This window comes from Neopusillimonas maritima, assembly GCF_003576595.1.
In the GTDB taxonomy this organism is placed as follows: domain Bacteria; phylum Pseudomonadota; class Gammaproteobacteria; order Burkholderiales; family Burkholderiaceae_B; genus Neopusillimonas; species Neopusillimonas maritima.
Genome location: NZ_NQOU01000001.1, coordinates 890,223 through 905,919 on the forward strand (window position 1 = coordinate 890,223; position 15,697 = coordinate 905,919).

Sequence of the window (15,697 nt, forward strand, 5' to 3'; positions counted from 1 at the left end):
TCCAACAAACCAACCGGTTAATACACGAACAGATAAAAGGTAAAAGACAATGCTTTCATGGGATGACGACACACCTCAAGCAACGCCCACGCCGGCAAGCCCGGCGGCGCGTCAACCTGCGGCACCCGCACAAGGCACAACCGCTGCGCCTGCACCGCATTACGACAACGCGGCCATGGCACCCGCGGCAGCCAGTGAGCCAACAGCGCATGCCAAACCCGCAGCAACGGTTGCCGCACCGGTATCAACCAGTCGCGTCAGTGCCGCCGACAAACGCATTATCAACGGCCAAACCGACGTTAACCAATTGGTGCCTTTCAAATACAAATGGGCTTGGGAAAAATATCTGGCCACCTGCGCCAACCACTGGATGCCGCAGGAAGTAAACATGTCGCGCGACATTGCCTTGTGGAAGAACCCAAACGGGCTAACCGAAGACGAGCGCCGCATCGTTAAGCGCAACCTGGGCTTTTTCGTTACGGCCGACTCGCTTGCCGCCAACAATATCGTACTGGGCACTTACCGCCATATCACGGCACCTGAATGTCGTCAGTTCCTATTGCGCCAGGCATTTGAAGAAGCCATTCACACCCACGCTTATCAATATATTGTTGAAAGCCTTGATCTCGATGAATCGGAAATCTTCAACGCCTATAACGAAGTACCCTCCATTCGCGCCAAAGATGAATTCCTGATTCCTTTCATCGACGCCATAGCCGACCCCAACTTCGAAACCGGCACACCGGAAGCCGATCAAACGCTTCTGAAATCACTTATTGTTTTTGCGTGCCTTATGGAAGGCTTGTTCTTCTATGTTGGCTTTACGCAAATACTGGCCTTGGGGCGCCAAAACAAAATGACAGGTGCTGCCGAACAATACATGTACATTCTTCGCGATGAATCGATGCATTGCAATTTCGGCATCGATCTCATCAACACCATCAAGCTCGAGAACCCGCATCTTTGGACATCCGAGTTCCGCGAAGAAATTCGAGGTCTGTTTCGTCAAGCCGTCGAACTTGAATACGCTTACGCAGAAGACACCATGCCGCGCGGCGTACTGGGCTTGAACGCCGGCATGTTCAAATCGTATTTGCGTTTTATTGCCAATCGTCGTTGCCAACAAATTGGCATCGAACCTTTATTCGCACAAGAAGAAAACCCCTTCCCCTGGATGGCCGAAATGATCGATCTCAAGAAAGAACGCAACTTTTTTGAGACACGTGTGATCGAATATCAAACAGGTGGAGCACTAAACTGGGAATAATGCTTGGATACTGCTGTTCCTTAAGTTAGACTCATAGCGTGCCGGGTGCTGTGCACTTTGCACGCTTGTACCATTTGAAATGGGTCGCACCCTTTTAGTGGGGGCCATATCAAATGGGTGGACGTTTCTACGATTCATTCTCAAGGAGCACACTATGGCTACAGCCAAGAAGGCAGCAACCAAGAAAGCAAAAACCGCCAAGAAAGCAACAGCGGCAAAGAAAGTAGCAGCATCGAAAAAAGCGGCACCCGCAAAAAAAGTAGTCGCGGCAAAGAAAGTGTCGCCGGCTAAAAAAGCGGTAAAGAAAACTGCAGCAAAGAAAGCCGTTGCTAAAAAAGCAACCGTAAAAAAAGCAACCGCCAAAAAAGTGGCAGCGAAGAAAGTCGCAGCAAAAAAAGCGCCCGCGAAAAAAGCAGTAGCGAAAAAAGCACCTGCAAAGAAAACAGCGGCTAAGAAAGCGCCTGCAAAGAAAGCAACCGCGGCTAAAAAAGCAGTAAAGAAAACTGCAGCTAAAAAAGCCCCGGCGAAGAAAGCAGTAGCGAAAAAAACACCCGCAAAAAAAACAGCGGCTAAGAAAGCGCCTGCAAAAAAAGCAACCGCAGTTAAAAAAGCGCCCGCGAAGAAAGTCGCCGGTAAAGCTGCTCCTGCCAAGAAGGCGGTAGCAAAAAAAGCCCCGGCAAAAAAAAACGCTAAAAAAGTAAAAACCAGCAAAACAGCAGCAAACGCTTCACAAACGGCAGAGACTCAGGAAGCCACCAAAACCGTGAACCCCGCTGCAAGCTGGCCGTTTCCCACCGGAGATCGGCCGTAACGTTTTTTACTAAACATCATTCACTTTCAAGCAGCCGTAACCAAAACGGCTGCTTTTTTTATTTCTTGAAATCGTCTTTTTAGTTTCTACTTCAGTCTGCCAGACTCTCATGCGACAATGTGACATCTTTAACTTCGATGGTGACTGATACCCATGTTTGGCAACATACTGCATTTCATCATCAACATCCTGTTCACCCTTTTCGGTATTGCACTGTTAATCAGGGCCTGGATGTTTGCAATCCGTCTGCATCCGTTCAACCCCTACTCGCAAGCTTTGCTGCGAATGACCGACTGGCTGGTGGCACCGCTAAAACGGGTCATCCCTTCTTCCAGTCGCATCGACGGGCCAAGTATTGTGGCGGCATGGCTGATTGCGCTTGTTTATCTGTTACTCACATTCTTTGTGTTAACCGGTGCGCTCCCCCTAATGAACGGCTTGGCCGGTGCACTCATCGCCAGCGTTCTAACCGTGCTGAAATGGGCTTTTAACCTTGTACTATGGCTCACACTCATTCAGGTTATTTTGTCGTGGGTGAACCCCATGGCGCCTATCATGCCGGTTCTGCAAACACTTACTGCGCCGCTGCTCGACCCCATACGACGCGTTTTACCGAACCTGGGCGGCATCGATTTTTCCCCCCTGGTCCTGTTGATTTTGGCGCAAGTCATTATGATGGTTCTTGAGAGCATGGCCTTTTCCTTGTTCGGCGTTTAGAAACTTACGCAACAGGAAAAAAATTGGCCCGGCATATCAATGCCGGGCCAATTTATATTGTATTTACCGTATTCACCAAAGGGCCAAACCAGGCCCCGAACGCGGAATTACATCGGTACAACGCGCGTTGGGCCATTACCACTTAAAACACGTACACGTTGCCCGGCACTAATAGGTACGTCGGCAGCCTGGGCAATAACGCGTGTTTCACCGTTATCGAGGCGCACTTCAATTTCCAGGCCTTGTGTTTTATTTACCTGATTTTCTACGGTATTGCCCAGCAAGCCACCCAGAATAGCGCCCCCTACTGTCGCAATAGCGCGGCCCGAGCCGCCACCAATGGCATTACCTGCCACGCCGCCCAATGCACCGCCGGCAATCATGCCCGCACCACTGGATTTGTCGTTTTGGATAACGACATTGCGTACGGCCACAACGGTACCATAGCGCACGATCTGTTCACGCTGCGCCTGATCGTAGTTGTATACCGAGCTGGAAGCCGAGGGATTCGCACACCCTGCAATAACCCCCATTGCCCCGACTAACGCCACCACGGCGATAAACCGTCCTGGTCGATAATTATTACGCTGAATCCTTGCTGTCATGACAACACTCCTTTGAGATCCCGATAGATACACAGTTTAACCGGGCAATTTAATACCATGGTGACGCTCCAGCATGGCACCGATCTGGTGGCGGTCCGGCTGATGATTTTGCGGACCACGAGATGAAATTTTAATCGCCCCCATCACATTCGCCAAACAACACGCTTCACGCAAATCCCACCCTTCGCTTAGCCCATATAAAAGACCCGCGCGATGTGCATCGCCACACCCTGTAGGATCAACGACCTCATCAACCTGGAAAGGTTCAATATGTGTATGTTCACCATGCACGTACAACGACGCACCCTCGGCACCACGAGTAACCACCACCGCCTGCAAGCGTGACGACAAGTCGACCAGACTGCGTCCTGTGCGTTGCTCGATGACGCCGGCCTCATACTCGTTAGCCGTGAGAATTTGTGCAAGGCCCAACATTTCATTCAGGTCTTCACCGGAGAACAGCGGCATGGCCTGACCCAAATCGAAAATAAAAGGAATCCCGCCTGCATTCAAACGACGGGCGTGAGCGAACATCCCTTCTTTTGAGTCGGGGGCCACAATTGCCCATGCCGCCTCCACACCCGATACGTCGTTGTCGGCCGAGAATGACATCGCACCGGGGTGAAAGGAAGCAATCTGGTTGTTGTCGAGATCAGTCGTAATAAAACACTGGGGCGTAAACATGTCGGGCATAACCCGCACGTAACGCGTATCAATACCCAGCTTCTGCATATATTGCAAATAATCATCGGCATCAACACCGACCGTTCCAACGGGTAAAGGATGCCCCCCCAGCAAACGCAAGTTGTACGCTATATTTCCCGCACACCCACCATACTCTTTGCGCATCGACGGCACAAAAAACGAAACGCTTAAAGAATGAATACTATCGGGAAGGATATGATCTTTGAAATGCCCTTCGAACACCGCAATGGTGTCAAATGCAACGGAGCCGCATACAACAATAGGTTTAGTCATTTTGTTCCTTGATCTGGGAATACTTTTCGCAACTGATAACCATTGACTTTAAGGTCATCCACTTCAACGGGTATATTCAAACGTACCTCCTGGCCCGCTTGAAATGGCAGATCCCGTGTCTCGTCAGGCAGATAGTCACTCGGCCGGTAGGTTTTTGTTGCCACCACCGCTCCGGAAAAATCAACCAGATCGAGCATCAGTACCGGCCACTGCTGCGCCTTGCCAAAGGTGTTACGCATCACAACATTCAATTGCATAACGGCTTCCGACTCCCCCGCCTGCAAAGAAGAATCCATAATTGAAATACGATCGACGCGCTGAGGATACGGCACAGTGCAGCCAATTGAAACGCAGGCACGCTCCAGCCATGGACGCACGGCGGGGGCAGACGACGCGATTTGTACCCGATACGCATACACCAATAATGCAGCCCCAACCAATAAGGCCAACACAACAAGCAATGCGATCAGCCCCCCCCAACCGGAGCTTGTCGCTTCCCGACGATGTGTTAGGAACTCTGCGCCCGCCGGCCGCCGAACACGATCTTCACGCGGTTCGATATAAACGGACACCGGCTCATTCTCCGGATTGCCGTCACCCGCAGTGTCACTGTCGGGCGCGTCGTCGGGCAAATTTAGGGTATGCAAATCCACCCGCGGGGGGGAGCGCCGTGATGCGGGCAGCCCAGGCTCCGCACGCAATGGGACGCTATCCGACGCCTGAATCGGTTCACGCGACGTTGGCCGGGGTGATGTGTCCGGCGTGTCTGTCGACACCACAAATTCGAAACCATCGAAAATGTTGGCGCAGTTAACGCAACGAATATAGCCCTTGCGCAACTTCATCTGTTCCAGACTCGCTGGAAACACAGTGCCGCACTCAGGGCAACGGGTATTCAACTCCATAAACCGGGCCTAACCACCTATAACTGCCTTTACATTAACGTTGGCCGTGTAAACACACCCAACCTTCTCTTGACTGCCAAACCGACAAGCTCAACCAGGGCGCATAAGCAGCCGCAACATCATCGGCCTGCCGCTCAAGCACACCCGACAACACCAACCGACCACCGGGCGCAACCCGATTTGCCAGCATGGGTGCCAGAACCTTCAGCGGATTCGACAAGATGTTTGCCACAACAAGGTCAAACCGGCCTTCGGGAAGATCGTCGGGCAACCCTGCCTTAAGCACAACCTGATTCACCTGCGCGTTGTACTCAGTCGAGCTGACTGCCTGCTCGTCGATATCAATAGCATAAACCGAACCCGCCCCCAGTTTGCTCGCGGCAATGGCCAGAATACCGGAACCACAACCATAATCGAGCACGGTAGGTTCCCCTTGCAAATGCACCGCCAGCCATTCAAGACACAAATGTGTTGTTGGATGACTTCCCGTACCAAATGCCAGACCGGGATCGAGTTCGATGGCAACCACGTTATCGGACAAGTTCAACGATGGATCGTTCACATGCCAACTGGGCACAATAACAATCCGTTCGCCAACGTGAATGGGGCCAAACTGCGACTGGGTTACCCGAACCCAATCGGCATCCGGTACTTCCCGGGTGATCCAGTCGGTGTCGGGAATGGACTCGCCGGTTGCCGCAGCCAATGCCGCCACTGCCTCGCCCGGCTCGAGATCATCGGGCAATAACGCAACCACCCGATTATTCCGCCAAGCTTGCACCTCGGGCTCCGTGCCAGGCTCACCAAAAAGTGCCTGCTCGGCGTCGGTGTCGCGCTCGGCATCTTCCACCGAAACAGACAGCACGCCTGCATCAAGCAACGCATCAGACCAGGCCTCGGCCTGCTCCTCCCGGCAATACAACACAAGTTCGCGCATGGGCCGGCCCGTTAAGGTCGCTGCGAGAGCTTATGCTCAAGATAGTGAATGCTTGTACCACCCTCGACAAAGCGCGCATCTTGCATCAGTTCGCGGTGCAGCGGAATATTGGTTTGAATCCCTTCAACCACCATTTCCGACAACGCAATATCCATGCGCGCAATGGCCTGTTCACGGGTATCCCCATAAGTAATGAGCTTGGCGATCATGGAATCGTAATGCGGCGGAATCGTGTAGCCGCTGAATACGTGTGAATCCATGCGTACACCCATCCCACCCGGTGGATGCCAGTTGATGATTTTGCCTGGGCTGGGTGTGAACTTGAATGGATCTTCCGCATTGATGCGGCACTCAATGGCGTGACCACGGAACTGAACATCTTTCTGACGCAAGGTGAACTTCTCACCGGCTGCAATACGAATTTGTTGCGCCACCAGGTCAATTCCCGTCACCATTTCGGTTACCGTGTGCTCAACCTGAATACGGGTATTCATTTCAATAAAGAAAAATTCACCGTCTTCGTAAAGAAATTCAAATGTTCCGGCTCCGCGATAATTGATTTTGCGGCACGCTTCCGCACACCGCTCACCAATACGTTCGATCAGCTTGCGCGGGATATGGGGCGCGGGGGCTTCTTCGATGACTTTCTGGTGTCGGCGCTGCATGGAACAATCGCGCTCGCCAAGCCACACCGCATTGCGCCCGCCGTCAGCCAACACCTGAATCTCGACGTGACGCGGATTTTCGAGAAACTTTTCCATGTAGACTTCGGGGTTGTTAAACGCCGACCCCGCCTCGGTGCGCGTCATGGCAACAGCATTCAGCAAAGCAGCTTCCGTGTACACCACACGCATGCCCCGACCACCGCCACCGCCGGCGGCCTTAATAATGACCGGATAACCGACATCGCGGGCCATTTGCATAATGGTTTGCGGATCTTCCGGCAATGCGCCCTCAGAACCTGGCACCACGGGAACGCCGGCGGCAATCATGGCACGCTTCGCACTAACCTTATCGCCCATCAGGCGAATGCTTTCAGGGCGAGGACCAATAAACACAAAACCGCTCTTTTCAACACGCTCGGCAAAATCTGCGTTTTCAGCCAAAAAGCCGTAGCCGGGATGAATTGCCTCGGCGTCGGTCACTTCGGCAGCGGAAATCAAGGCCGGCATATTCAGGTAACTGTCGCGCGCGGGTGCGGGCCCAATACACACGGACTCGTCGGCCAGTTTCACATACTTGGCATCACGATCGGCTTCGGAATGCACCACAACGGTTTTAACGCCAAGCTCGCGGCAGGCACGCTGAATCCGCAGTGCAATTTCGCCCCGGTTGGCAATCAGAATCTTTTCAAACATGAATTAGCCAATAATAAATAAAGGTTGACCATACTCAACCGGTTCACCGTTCTCAACCAGGATCTCTTTGATCACCCCGGCCTTATCGGCTTCGATTTCATTCAGCAGCTTCATTGCTTCAATAATACAAAGCGGCTCACCCTCTTTTACCGATTGACCCACTTCAACAAAAGGCGATGCACCCGGATTCGGTGCCCGATAGAATGTGCCGACCATGGGTGCTTTAACAGCATGCCCTTGTGGCTGCACGGGCGCAGCCGGCTGTTGTTGCGCAGATGCCGGCGCTGCATCGGCCGCAGGAGCCGCCGGTGCAACCTGCGCCACCGGTTGAACCGATTGCGAGAACTTTACTATTCTGACCTTGCCGTCACCTTCGGTAATTTCCAGTTCGGCAATACCCGAGTCGGCAACAAGATCAATAAGGGTTTTAAGTTTTCTGAGGTCCATATGTCCTTCCCGAAAGACGGCACCAGCGGCAACTGCGGGTGCACGAAAAAATAATAAACAAAAACAATTGATGAATTTACTGAATACCTATTGCAGCTAATGAGCCAACGCGTAACGGAGCGCAGCCTCGTATCCCGCAGGCCCAAGGCCGGCAATCACGCCCACAGCCTGATCTGACAAATATGAATGATGGCGAAAACTTTCACGCTTATAGACATTAGACAAGTGCACCTCAATGAAAGGAATGCCTACTGCAGCAAGCGCATCGCGGATCGCAATACTGGTGTGGGTATATGCCCCGGCGTTAATAATAATAAATTCGGTTTCATCGTGGCGGGCGGCCTGAATGCGATCGACCAGCTCACCTTCATGATTACTTTGGAAAACTGCGCACCCTGCGTCTTGTTCAACACAAAGCTGACTTAAACGCGCGTCGATATCGGCCAGCGTTTGATGACCATATATACCCGGCTCACGAACGCCGAGCATGTTCAGATTGGGGCCGTGCAAAACCAGTATGTGTTTCGCCATTGAATACTTTTATCGTTTTGGAACGTCTTTTTTACGCTAAAGAACGCTATTTGTCTATAAAAAGCATGAATTCCGGGCTAATTTTCGTCTCGTAACAACACGGCGCTTATAACCGGGCCAAAACCTCATCGAGCGTCTCGGGTTTAACCTGACCCAAAATGCGCTTGACCATCCGCCCCTTTTCGTTGAAAACCAGCGTAAATGGTAAACCGCCCGCCGTGTTGCCTAACTGTTTCATTAACTCAATACCGCCATAGCCAACTACCAATAAATCGTATGTAACCTGCACTTTGGGCAGGAAGTTACGCATATTAGCAGCCGTATCCACCCCTAACCCCACAAAAGCGATATCCGGATATTTTTGGTTCAAAGCCTCCAGATCGGGCATCTCTTTCACGCACGGCGGACACCATGTCGCCCAGAAATTCATGACCACCGGGCGACCACGCCAATTTTGCAACGGCTGATCGGTGCCGTTCAGGTCGGGATACGATTGGGCAAATAGAATTTGCGCCTCAGTTGTTTGAGCCGATGCCAAACAAGGAAACAGGCCCGTCGCCACACCCGCAAACGCTAACGATTGCGATAAAAAATGACGGCGGTTCATGATACGCCGACGCTAAGTAGAGGTTTATGCAACATCATCATAAAATTCATTTTAGCACTGCCGCCTGCCACTGCCGGCCTCACCGTCTGACTACAATAGGGGCTGGAGGAAGACCATGCACATACACATTTTGGGGATTTGCGGCACGTTCATGGGCGGCCTGGCCCTTATCGCCCGCGCAGCCGGCCACAAGGTAACCGGTTGCGATACCGGCGTTTATCCCCCCATGAGTACACAACTTGAAGAACAGGGTATTGACCTGACTGAAGGGTTTGGTGCAGGGCAACTGGCGTTGCAGCCCGACCTTTTCGTCGTCGGCAATGTTGTCAGCCGGGGCAACCCCCTTATGGAAGCAATTCTCGATCAGGGCTTGCCTTATACCTCCGGCCCGCAATGGTTAGGCGAAAACATTCTGCAAGGCCAACACGTGCTTGCTGTTGCCGGCACACACGGTAAAACCACGACCAGTTCAATGCTGGCCTGGATTCTTGAGCAAGCCGGCCTGGAACCCAATTTCCTGATTGGCGGCATCGCACCGGGTTTGAAAGTTTCCGCCCGCTATAATCCTGCCAAACCGCTATTTGTCATCGAGGCCGACGAATACGACACCGCCTTTTTCGATAAGCGCTCAAAATTTGTACATTACCGGCCCCGCACCGCCATTTTGAACAATCTGGAGTACGATCACGCCGACATTTTCGCCAATCTGGAAGCCATTGAAACCCAATTCCACCATTTGGTTCGAATGATTCCTTCAAACGGCCTGATCATCCGGCCCTCTGATGCGCCGGCGCTTGATCACGTACTGGCCCGGGGTTGCTGGTCGCCCGTGCAAACCTTCGGTCCAGACGGCATGTGGCGCTATACCCCCGGCAATCAGCCCACTCACTTCATCCCCAGCTTTCACGGCGCCTCTTACCCGCCGGTATGTTGGAACATCACCGGCGAGCACAATCGTATGAACGCGTTGGCTGCAATAGCAGCTGCGCATCATGCAGGGGTTTCAATTGAGCATGCGATCAAAGCGCTAAGCAGTTTCAGTGGCGTCAAGCGCCGAATGGAGGTGCGGGGCGTCGTCAATGACATTACGGTTTACGACGACTTCGCCCATCACCCCACCGCCATCGCAACCACCTTGCAAGGCCTTCGACACGTTGTAGGCCCGGCGCGCATTCTGGCTGTCATCGAGCCGCGCTCAAATACCATGAAGCTTGGTACTATGGCGGCCCAATTGCCGCAAGCACTCGAACTGGCCGACCTCACCTTTTGCTTCGGCGAAACAACCGGCAAGCACGCACTGGGCTGGAATCCCAACGAAGTACTGGCGCCTTTAGGCAAACGGGCAACGTCATTTTCCAACCATGCAGCCCTGGTAAAGGCGTTGAAAGACGCAGCTCAACCCGGCGACCACATTCTGATTATGAGCAATGGCAGTTTTGGCGGCATTCATGTCGCATTACTGGAGGCACTGGGCTCACCATGATTTTGTATCTACATGGCTTTCGCTCATCGCCCCATTCCACAAAAGCCCAAATGCTGGCAAAGGAAATGGCCAAACAAGGCTTTGCCGATGTCTGGCATTGCCCCCAACTTCCGGCCGGTCCGCAAGAAGCCATCGATTTATGTAACAATCTCATTTCGTCTAACGCAAACACACCATCCGGTCGCGATCGCGCCCCGGTCATCATTGGCTCGTCACTTGGCGGCTTTTATGCTCAGTACCTGGCGCAAAAATGGTCTTGCCGTGCTGTTCTATTGAATCCAGTTATTGATGCGGCCCGTGATCTGGCGATTCATACCGGCAAGCAAACGCAATATCACAGTAACGAGCCATTCGAATTCCACGGTCATTATCTGCAAGAGCTGGCTGCAATGAAAATCGGTCCGCCCGCCCAGCCGGAACGCTTTTTCCTGATGGCAGCAACGGGCGATGAAGTACTCGACTGGAAAGAAATGGTGGCATGGTACGCAGGCTGCCCCAGTCGGGTTATCAGCGGCAGCGACCACGGCATACACGATTTTGCGCGTTGGATGCCTGAAGTCACCTCTTTTATTCTCGACTCTGGTTTGAGTCACCAAAAAACAGATTAAAACAACGTTTATGTACGTTCTTTACGAAGATAGCGGAAGCTTCAAAGCCGAAAAAATTTTTTCCGAAAGCGACTCAACCATGCAGGTTGAGTCGGAAAGCGGAAAACGAAGCAAGATAAAGAACGCCACGGTGCTGTTCCGATTCGATTCGCCTGCGCCGGCCGAATTGCTGCAAAGTGCGCAAGATTTGGCCCAAACCTTCGAGATCGACTTCCTATGGGAGTGCGCACCGCAAGAAGAGTTTAGCGCGGCGGATTTCGCCCAGGATTATTTTGGTCACCCGCCCACATCGGTGGAAAAGGCGGCTTTGATATTCGCACTGAACAGCGCACCTGCTTATTTTCACCGGCGCGGAAAAGGCAGTTATCGACCGGCGCCCCCCGATATTCTTGAAGCCGCCCTGGCCGCAATTGAAAAGAAAAAGCGCCAGGCCGAACAACAACAGGAATGGACGGAGCAACTGGTGGCCGGGCAACTACCGGAACGCATTGGCGAAGTCGCGTCCACGTTCCTGGTTAAGCCCGACAAGAACACCCTTGAATGGAAAGCTTTTGAGGCTGCCGTTAAAGAACGCGGCACCACACCTGAACAACTATTGCTCGATGTAGGCGCCTGGCCTCATCCGTTAAAACTGCACCGCGACCGATTTTTTGCGACCCACTTTCCCAAAGGCACTCAATTTCAATCTGCAGACATCCCGGAACTCAACCTTGAACTGCCGGAAGCGAACGTCGAGGCCTACTCCATCGACGACATCACCACCACTGAAGTGGATGATGCGCTATCGGTTACCCCACTGGGAAATGACCAGGTTCAGATTGGCATTCACATTGCCGCCCCCGGCTTGCTGGTGAAACGAGACAATGAGCTGGACCAAATGGCCCGCAAACGCATGTCCACCGTTTACATGCCGGGTCAGAAAATTCCAATGCTCCCAGACGAGATCATTGAAACCTTCTCACTGGATGCCGGGCAAAGCCGTCCCGCACTTTCACTGTACGTCACAACCGATTTACGCAGCGGTGAGATTCTGGAAACACAAACCCGGCTGGACCGCATCACGGTTAAGGAAAATCTGCGCCACAACTGGCTGGATGCCGACGTAACGGAAGCCGCGCTGGAAGACCCTTCGGCTCCCCTACCTTATGCTCATTGGTTACGCCCATTGTGGCAATTTTCCCGCCACTTGAACGCCCAACGCGAGGCGTTGCGAGGCAAGCCCGAAAACAATAATCGGGTTGAGTATATGTTCTACCTTGAAGGCGAACCCGATGACCCCGGCAGCATCGTAAAACTGACTCCGCGCCAGCGTAACGCGCCGCTTGATCGCCTGGTTGCCGAATACATGATTCTCACCAACAATCTGTGGGGCGCCTTCATGGCGCAACACGGCGTACCGGGCATCTATCGCTCTCAACAAGCAGGTCGTGTGCGTATGTCGACCCAAGCCCTGCCGCATGAAGCCATCGGGGTGCCCCAGTATGCATGGAGCACTTCACCGCTGCGGCGTTACGTCGACCTCGTCAATCAGGGCCAAATCATTGCCGCGGCGGAACATGGCGTATCAGCCCGCCTGGTCGCGCCTTTCAAACCCAAGGAGGCCGACCTTTTTGCCATTATTGGGGCCTTTGATGCGCAGTACGCGGCCTGGAACGAGTTTCAGTCGACAATTGAACGCTATTGGTGCATTCGTTGGCTTAAACAGGAAAAACTCACCGAGGTTACTGCCAGTGTTTTGCGCGAAGATCTGGTTCGTTTCGATTGCGCTCCTTTTATTACGCGTATTCCCGGTCTGCCGGCGCTTGAAAGAGGCCGCCGGGTTCGCCTTGCACTCACGGGTTTCAATGAGCTGGCACTCGATGTAGAGTGCCGGTATATTGAAACGCTCGACACGGAGCAATAACGGTGCAACAAACCCCCGACAACAATTTCTATCTGGTTATCGGGCTAATCGCTTCCCTATGTTTACATGGGGCGGCCTTGTTGCTGACATTTTCAAACCTTGCTCCAAATACCCGCATGCCGGTCAGCTCACTTGAAGTCACGTTGGTTAACACGCGCACCGAGGCCGAGCCGGCCAATGCACAAATACTGGCCCAACAAAACCTGAATGCCGGCGGCAACGACACAGGCGAAACTTATGCCTCTTCGCCATTGCCTCGCACCCAGGAAAATGAAGTTAATGAAATTATTCTGGAGGCACTGCGCAAACGACAGGCGGAGCTGGAGTCTGAGCAAGAGCAGCTACTGACGCAATTAATTTCAGAAACCACCACAGCCGAGCCACGCCTGCGGCCGGAACTTTTCCAGGAATCTCCCGACCCGGGCAGCGACGACTTGAATCGCGATGCCCAGGTACTTAACGCCAGAATTGCTGCGTTAAAAGCCCGTATCGAGGCTTATAACAGCCGGCCACGGCAACAGTTTGTTGGGCCGGCGGCACAACGCGCAGCTTATGCACAATATGTCGAAGCCTGGCGCCTGAAAATCGAGCAAATCGGCACAGAGCATTATCCGCAGGAAGCACGTGGGCGTATCTATGGCTCGTTACAGCTCACCGTGTATATTGACCGCGACGGCACACTGCGAAATGTTGAAATCAACCAGCCCTCTTCGGAACCCGTTCTGAACTCAGCCGCACGGCGCATCGTACAACTGGCGGCACCATTCCCCCCTCTGCCCCCCGAGGTGGCAGCGGAAACCGATATTCTGGCCATTACCCGAACCTGGCATTTCACCAACAACGAGTTAACCACCCAATGACGCCCAACCAGCAAAACCATTCGAAAGTAAAGCGCTTTGCGGTCATAGGCAACCCTGTTGCACACAGCAAATCACCGCAAATTCATGCGGCCTTCGCCAAGCAAACCGGTATTCAATTGCAATACGATCTCTTGCCGACACCTATCGAGGCATTCGAGTCTGTTGTTGAACGGTTTTTTGCCGAAGGAGGCAGCGGATTGAACGTAACGGTACCATTCAAGGAAAGGGCATGGACCATGGCGCAAGGCGGTTTAACCGAACGGGCAAGAGTTGCCGGCGCCGTTAACACACTTTGGTGGGGAGACGCCCGCTTGCATGGTTGCAATACCGATGGGGTTGGCTTGCTGGCCGACCTCCATCGCCTGGGCGTTGACGTTAAAGGACACGACGTATTGCTGTTGGGCGCCGGGGGAGCCGCCAGGGGTGCGTGCGCACCCTTATTAGAAGCCGGTTGTACACGACTGCACATCGTTAACCGCACAGAACAACGGGCCACTGAACTGCATCAACATATCGCGCGGGAACTGCCCCACTATGCGGCGCGGCTATCTTCAGGGGGCCTCAACCAGGCGCAGGGGCGTTGGCCGATTGTCATCAACGCCACATCCAGCAGCATCAGCCAGGCGGCACCCAACCTGCCCGGCATGCAATACATGCCGGGCGCACTGGCTTACGACATGTTCTACGCCGCACATGACACGGCATTTCTGCAAGCGGCAAAGGCAGCGGGAGCCGACCGGACAGCCGATGGTTTGGGCATGTTGGTGGGCCAGGCGGCGGCGGGATTCGCTATTTGGCACGGCGTCACGCCGGAGATTGAACCTGTCTTAACCATGCTGCGGGCTCAACTGAGCCACAGCTGACAACACGCGCCGGAGCCCCTGATGAGCAGATCAAAAAGCAAGCTGATCGGCATCGTGCTACTGGCAGGCCTTTTCGCGTTCCTGCTTTACCAATTTGGCTTGTTCGTCATGGTGATCTGGTTAAAATTCCACAACCCAAGCACCAGTGCTTTCATGCGCAACACCCTGACGCAATTACAAGCAGAACAGGCGAATGCACAAATTATTCACACCTGGGTTCCGTACGACAAAATAAGCACAAACCTGAAACGTGCAGTCGTGGCCGCTGAAGACTCGAACTTCATTAACCACAGCGGGGTGGAATGGGAAGCCATACAACGCGCCTGGGAATACAATATGCGCATGTCGGAGTCCGGTTCGGAACGCGTACGAGGCGGCTCAACCATTACCCAGCAACTGGCTAAAAACCTGTTCCTGTCCAGTGATCGCTCATACTGGCGCAAGGCACAGGAGTTGCTCCTGACTTTCATGCTGGAAGCCGTTCTAAGCAAACAACGCATTCTTGAGCTGTATCTGAATATTGCCCAGTGGGGCAAAAACGTTTTTGGCGCCCAGGCAGCAGCTGAACATTACTTTAAGCGTCATGCTTCACAGCTGAACGCCGCACAATCGGCACGGCTGGCCGCCATGCTGCCTAATCCGGCTTACTATGACAAACGTGGCAATACCCGTTATTTGCAGTCGCGCACCCGCACCCTGCTGCAACGCATGCGAATGGTTGAGGTGCCTTGAGCCACCATTTTTCCCGCTAACCCTTAAAGCCGACGCAATAGAACGCACAGAAGTCACCGCCGTTTGTTAAGCTTACGCCTGTTCC

Annotated in this window: 17 protein-coding genes; 9 read left to right on the forward strand and 8 right to left on the reverse strand. The window is 53.3% G+C overall.

The window, feature by feature from the left end; genetic code table 11:
* Positions 1 to 49 precede the first annotated feature (49 nt).
* The 3 genes from CJO09_RS04360 (at position 50) to CJO09_RS04370 (ending at position 2,795) form a co-directional block, all read left to right on the forward strand.
* On the forward strand, positions 50 to 1,267 hold the full coding sequence (locus CJO09_RS04360) for a ribonucleotide-diphosphate reductase subunit beta (protein ID WP_119441214.1): 1,218 nt from the start codon (positions 50 to 52) through the stop codon (positions 1,265 to 1,267).
* 154 nt (positions 1,268 to 1,421) lie between these two features.
* Positions 1,422 to 2,078 carry a histone H1-like repetitive region-containing protein gene (locus tag CJO09_RS04365; RefSeq protein ID WP_119441215.1) on the forward strand — a complete coding sequence of 219 codons (657 nt, stop codon included), beginning with the start codon at positions 1,422 to 1,424 and terminating at the stop codon, positions 2,076 to 2,078.
* 153 nt (positions 2,079 to 2,231) lie between these two features.
* Complete coding sequence (locus CJO09_RS04370) at positions 2,232 to 2,795, forward strand: YggT family protein (protein ID WP_119441216.1); 564 nt, start codon at positions 2,232 to 2,234, stop codon at positions 2,793 to 2,795.
* Positions 2,796 to 2,902: 107 nt separating this feature from the next.
* On the opposite strand, the gene CJO09_RS04375 is transcribed toward CJO09_RS04370, so the two are convergent.
* The 8 genes from CJO09_RS04375 to CJO09_RS04410 all read right to left on the reverse strand — a co-directional run bounded on the left by CJO09_RS04375 (position 2,903) and on the right by CJO09_RS04410 (position 9,163).
* Complete coding sequence (locus CJO09_RS04375; RefSeq protein ID WP_119441217.1) at positions 2,903 to 3,400, reverse strand: outer membrane lipoprotein; 498 nt, start codon at positions 3,398 to 3,400, stop codon at positions 2,903 to 2,905.
* A 36-nt stretch (positions 3,401 to 3,436) separates the two neighbouring features.
* On the reverse strand, positions 3,437 to 4,378 hold the full coding sequence (locus CJO09_RS04380; RefSeq protein WP_119441218.1) for a carbohydrate kinase family protein: 942 nt from the start codon (positions 4,376 to 4,378) through the stop codon (positions 3,437 to 3,439).
* Entirely contained in the window at positions 4,375 to 5,283 is a 909-nt protein-coding gene (locus CJO09_RS04385) for a zinc-ribbon and DUF3426 domain-containing protein (RefSeq protein WP_119441219.1), read from the reverse strand. The genes CJO09_RS04380 and CJO09_RS04385 overlap by 4 nt, the downstream gene beginning before the upstream one ends.
* A 34-nt stretch (positions 5,284 to 5,317) precedes the next feature.
* Entirely contained in the window at positions 5,318 to 6,220 is a 903-nt protein-coding gene (gene prmA, locus CJO09_RS04390; RefSeq protein WP_119441220.1) for a 50S ribosomal protein L11 methyltransferase, read from the reverse strand.
* A gap of 11 nt (positions 6,221 to 6,231) precedes the next feature.
* A complete protein-coding gene (gene accC, locus CJO09_RS04395) occupies positions 6,232 to 7,578 on the reverse strand; it encodes an acetyl-CoA carboxylase biotin carboxylase subunit (protein WP_119441221.1) in 1,347 nt (448 codons plus the stop codon).
* A 3-nt stretch (positions 7,579 to 7,581) separates the two neighbouring features.
* Positions 7,582 to 8,025 (reverse strand): acetyl-CoA carboxylase biotin carboxyl carrier protein, encoded by a 444-nt coding sequence (gene accB / locus CJO09_RS04400; protein WP_119441222.1) that lies wholly within the window; start codon positions 8,023 to 8,025, stop codon positions 7,582 to 7,584.
* 96 nt (positions 8,026 to 8,121) lie between these two features.
* A complete protein-coding gene (gene aroQ, locus CJO09_RS04405; RefSeq protein ID WP_119441223.1) occupies positions 8,122 to 8,556 on the reverse strand; it encodes a type II 3-dehydroquinate dehydratase in 435 nt (144 codons plus the stop codon).
* Between the two features lie 106 nt (positions 8,557 to 8,662).
* Positions 8,663 to 9,163 carry a TlpA family protein disulfide reductase gene (locus CJO09_RS04410; protein WP_119441224.1) on the reverse strand — a complete coding sequence of 167 codons (501 nt, stop codon included), beginning with the start codon at positions 9,161 to 9,163 and terminating at the stop codon, positions 8,663 to 8,665.
* Between the two features lie 115 nt (positions 9,164 to 9,278).
* Between CJO09_RS04410 and mpl the strand changes: the two genes are divergently transcribed.
* The 6 genes from mpl to mtgA are packed head-to-tail and all read left to right on the forward strand — an operon-like array spanning position 9,279 to position 15,612.
* Complete coding sequence (gene mpl, locus CJO09_RS04415; protein ID WP_119441225.1) at positions 9,279 to 10,646, forward strand: UDP-N-acetylmuramate:L-alanyl-gamma-D-glutamyl-meso-diaminopimelate ligase; 1,368 nt, start codon at positions 9,279 to 9,281, stop codon at positions 10,644 to 10,646.
* Positions 10,643 to 11,254 (forward strand): YqiA/YcfP family alpha/beta fold hydrolase, encoded by a 612-nt coding sequence (locus tag CJO09_RS04420; protein WP_119441226.1) that lies wholly within the window; start codon positions 10,643 to 10,645, stop codon positions 11,252 to 11,254. The genes mpl and CJO09_RS04420 overlap by 4 nt, the downstream gene beginning before the upstream one ends.
* Before the next feature lie 10 nt (positions 11,255 to 11,264).
* Positions 11,265 to 13,157, forward strand: coding sequence for a ribonuclease catalytic domain-containing protein (locus tag CJO09_RS04425; protein WP_119441227.1), 1,893 nt, complete (start codon positions 11,265 to 11,267; stop codon positions 13,155 to 13,157).
* Between the two features lie 2 nt (positions 13,158 to 13,159).
* On the forward strand, positions 13,160 to 14,017 hold the full coding sequence (locus tag CJO09_RS04430; protein ID WP_245961215.1) for an energy transducer TonB: 858 nt from the start codon (positions 13,160 to 13,162) through the stop codon (positions 14,015 to 14,017).
* Positions 14,014 to 14,880, forward strand: a complete 867-nt coding sequence (gene aroE, locus CJO09_RS04435; protein WP_119441228.1) for a shikimate dehydrogenase — start codon at positions 14,014 to 14,016, stop codon at positions 14,878 to 14,880. Before CJO09_RS04430 ends, aroE begins: the two co-directional genes overlap by 4 nt.
* Before the next feature lie 21 nt (positions 14,881 to 14,901).
* Positions 14,902 to 15,612, forward strand: coding sequence for a monofunctional biosynthetic peptidoglycan transglycosylase (gene mtgA / locus CJO09_RS04440; RefSeq protein ID WP_119441229.1), 711 nt, complete (start codon positions 14,902 to 14,904; stop codon positions 15,610 to 15,612).
* Positions 15,613 to 15,697: the final 85 nt, after the last annotated feature.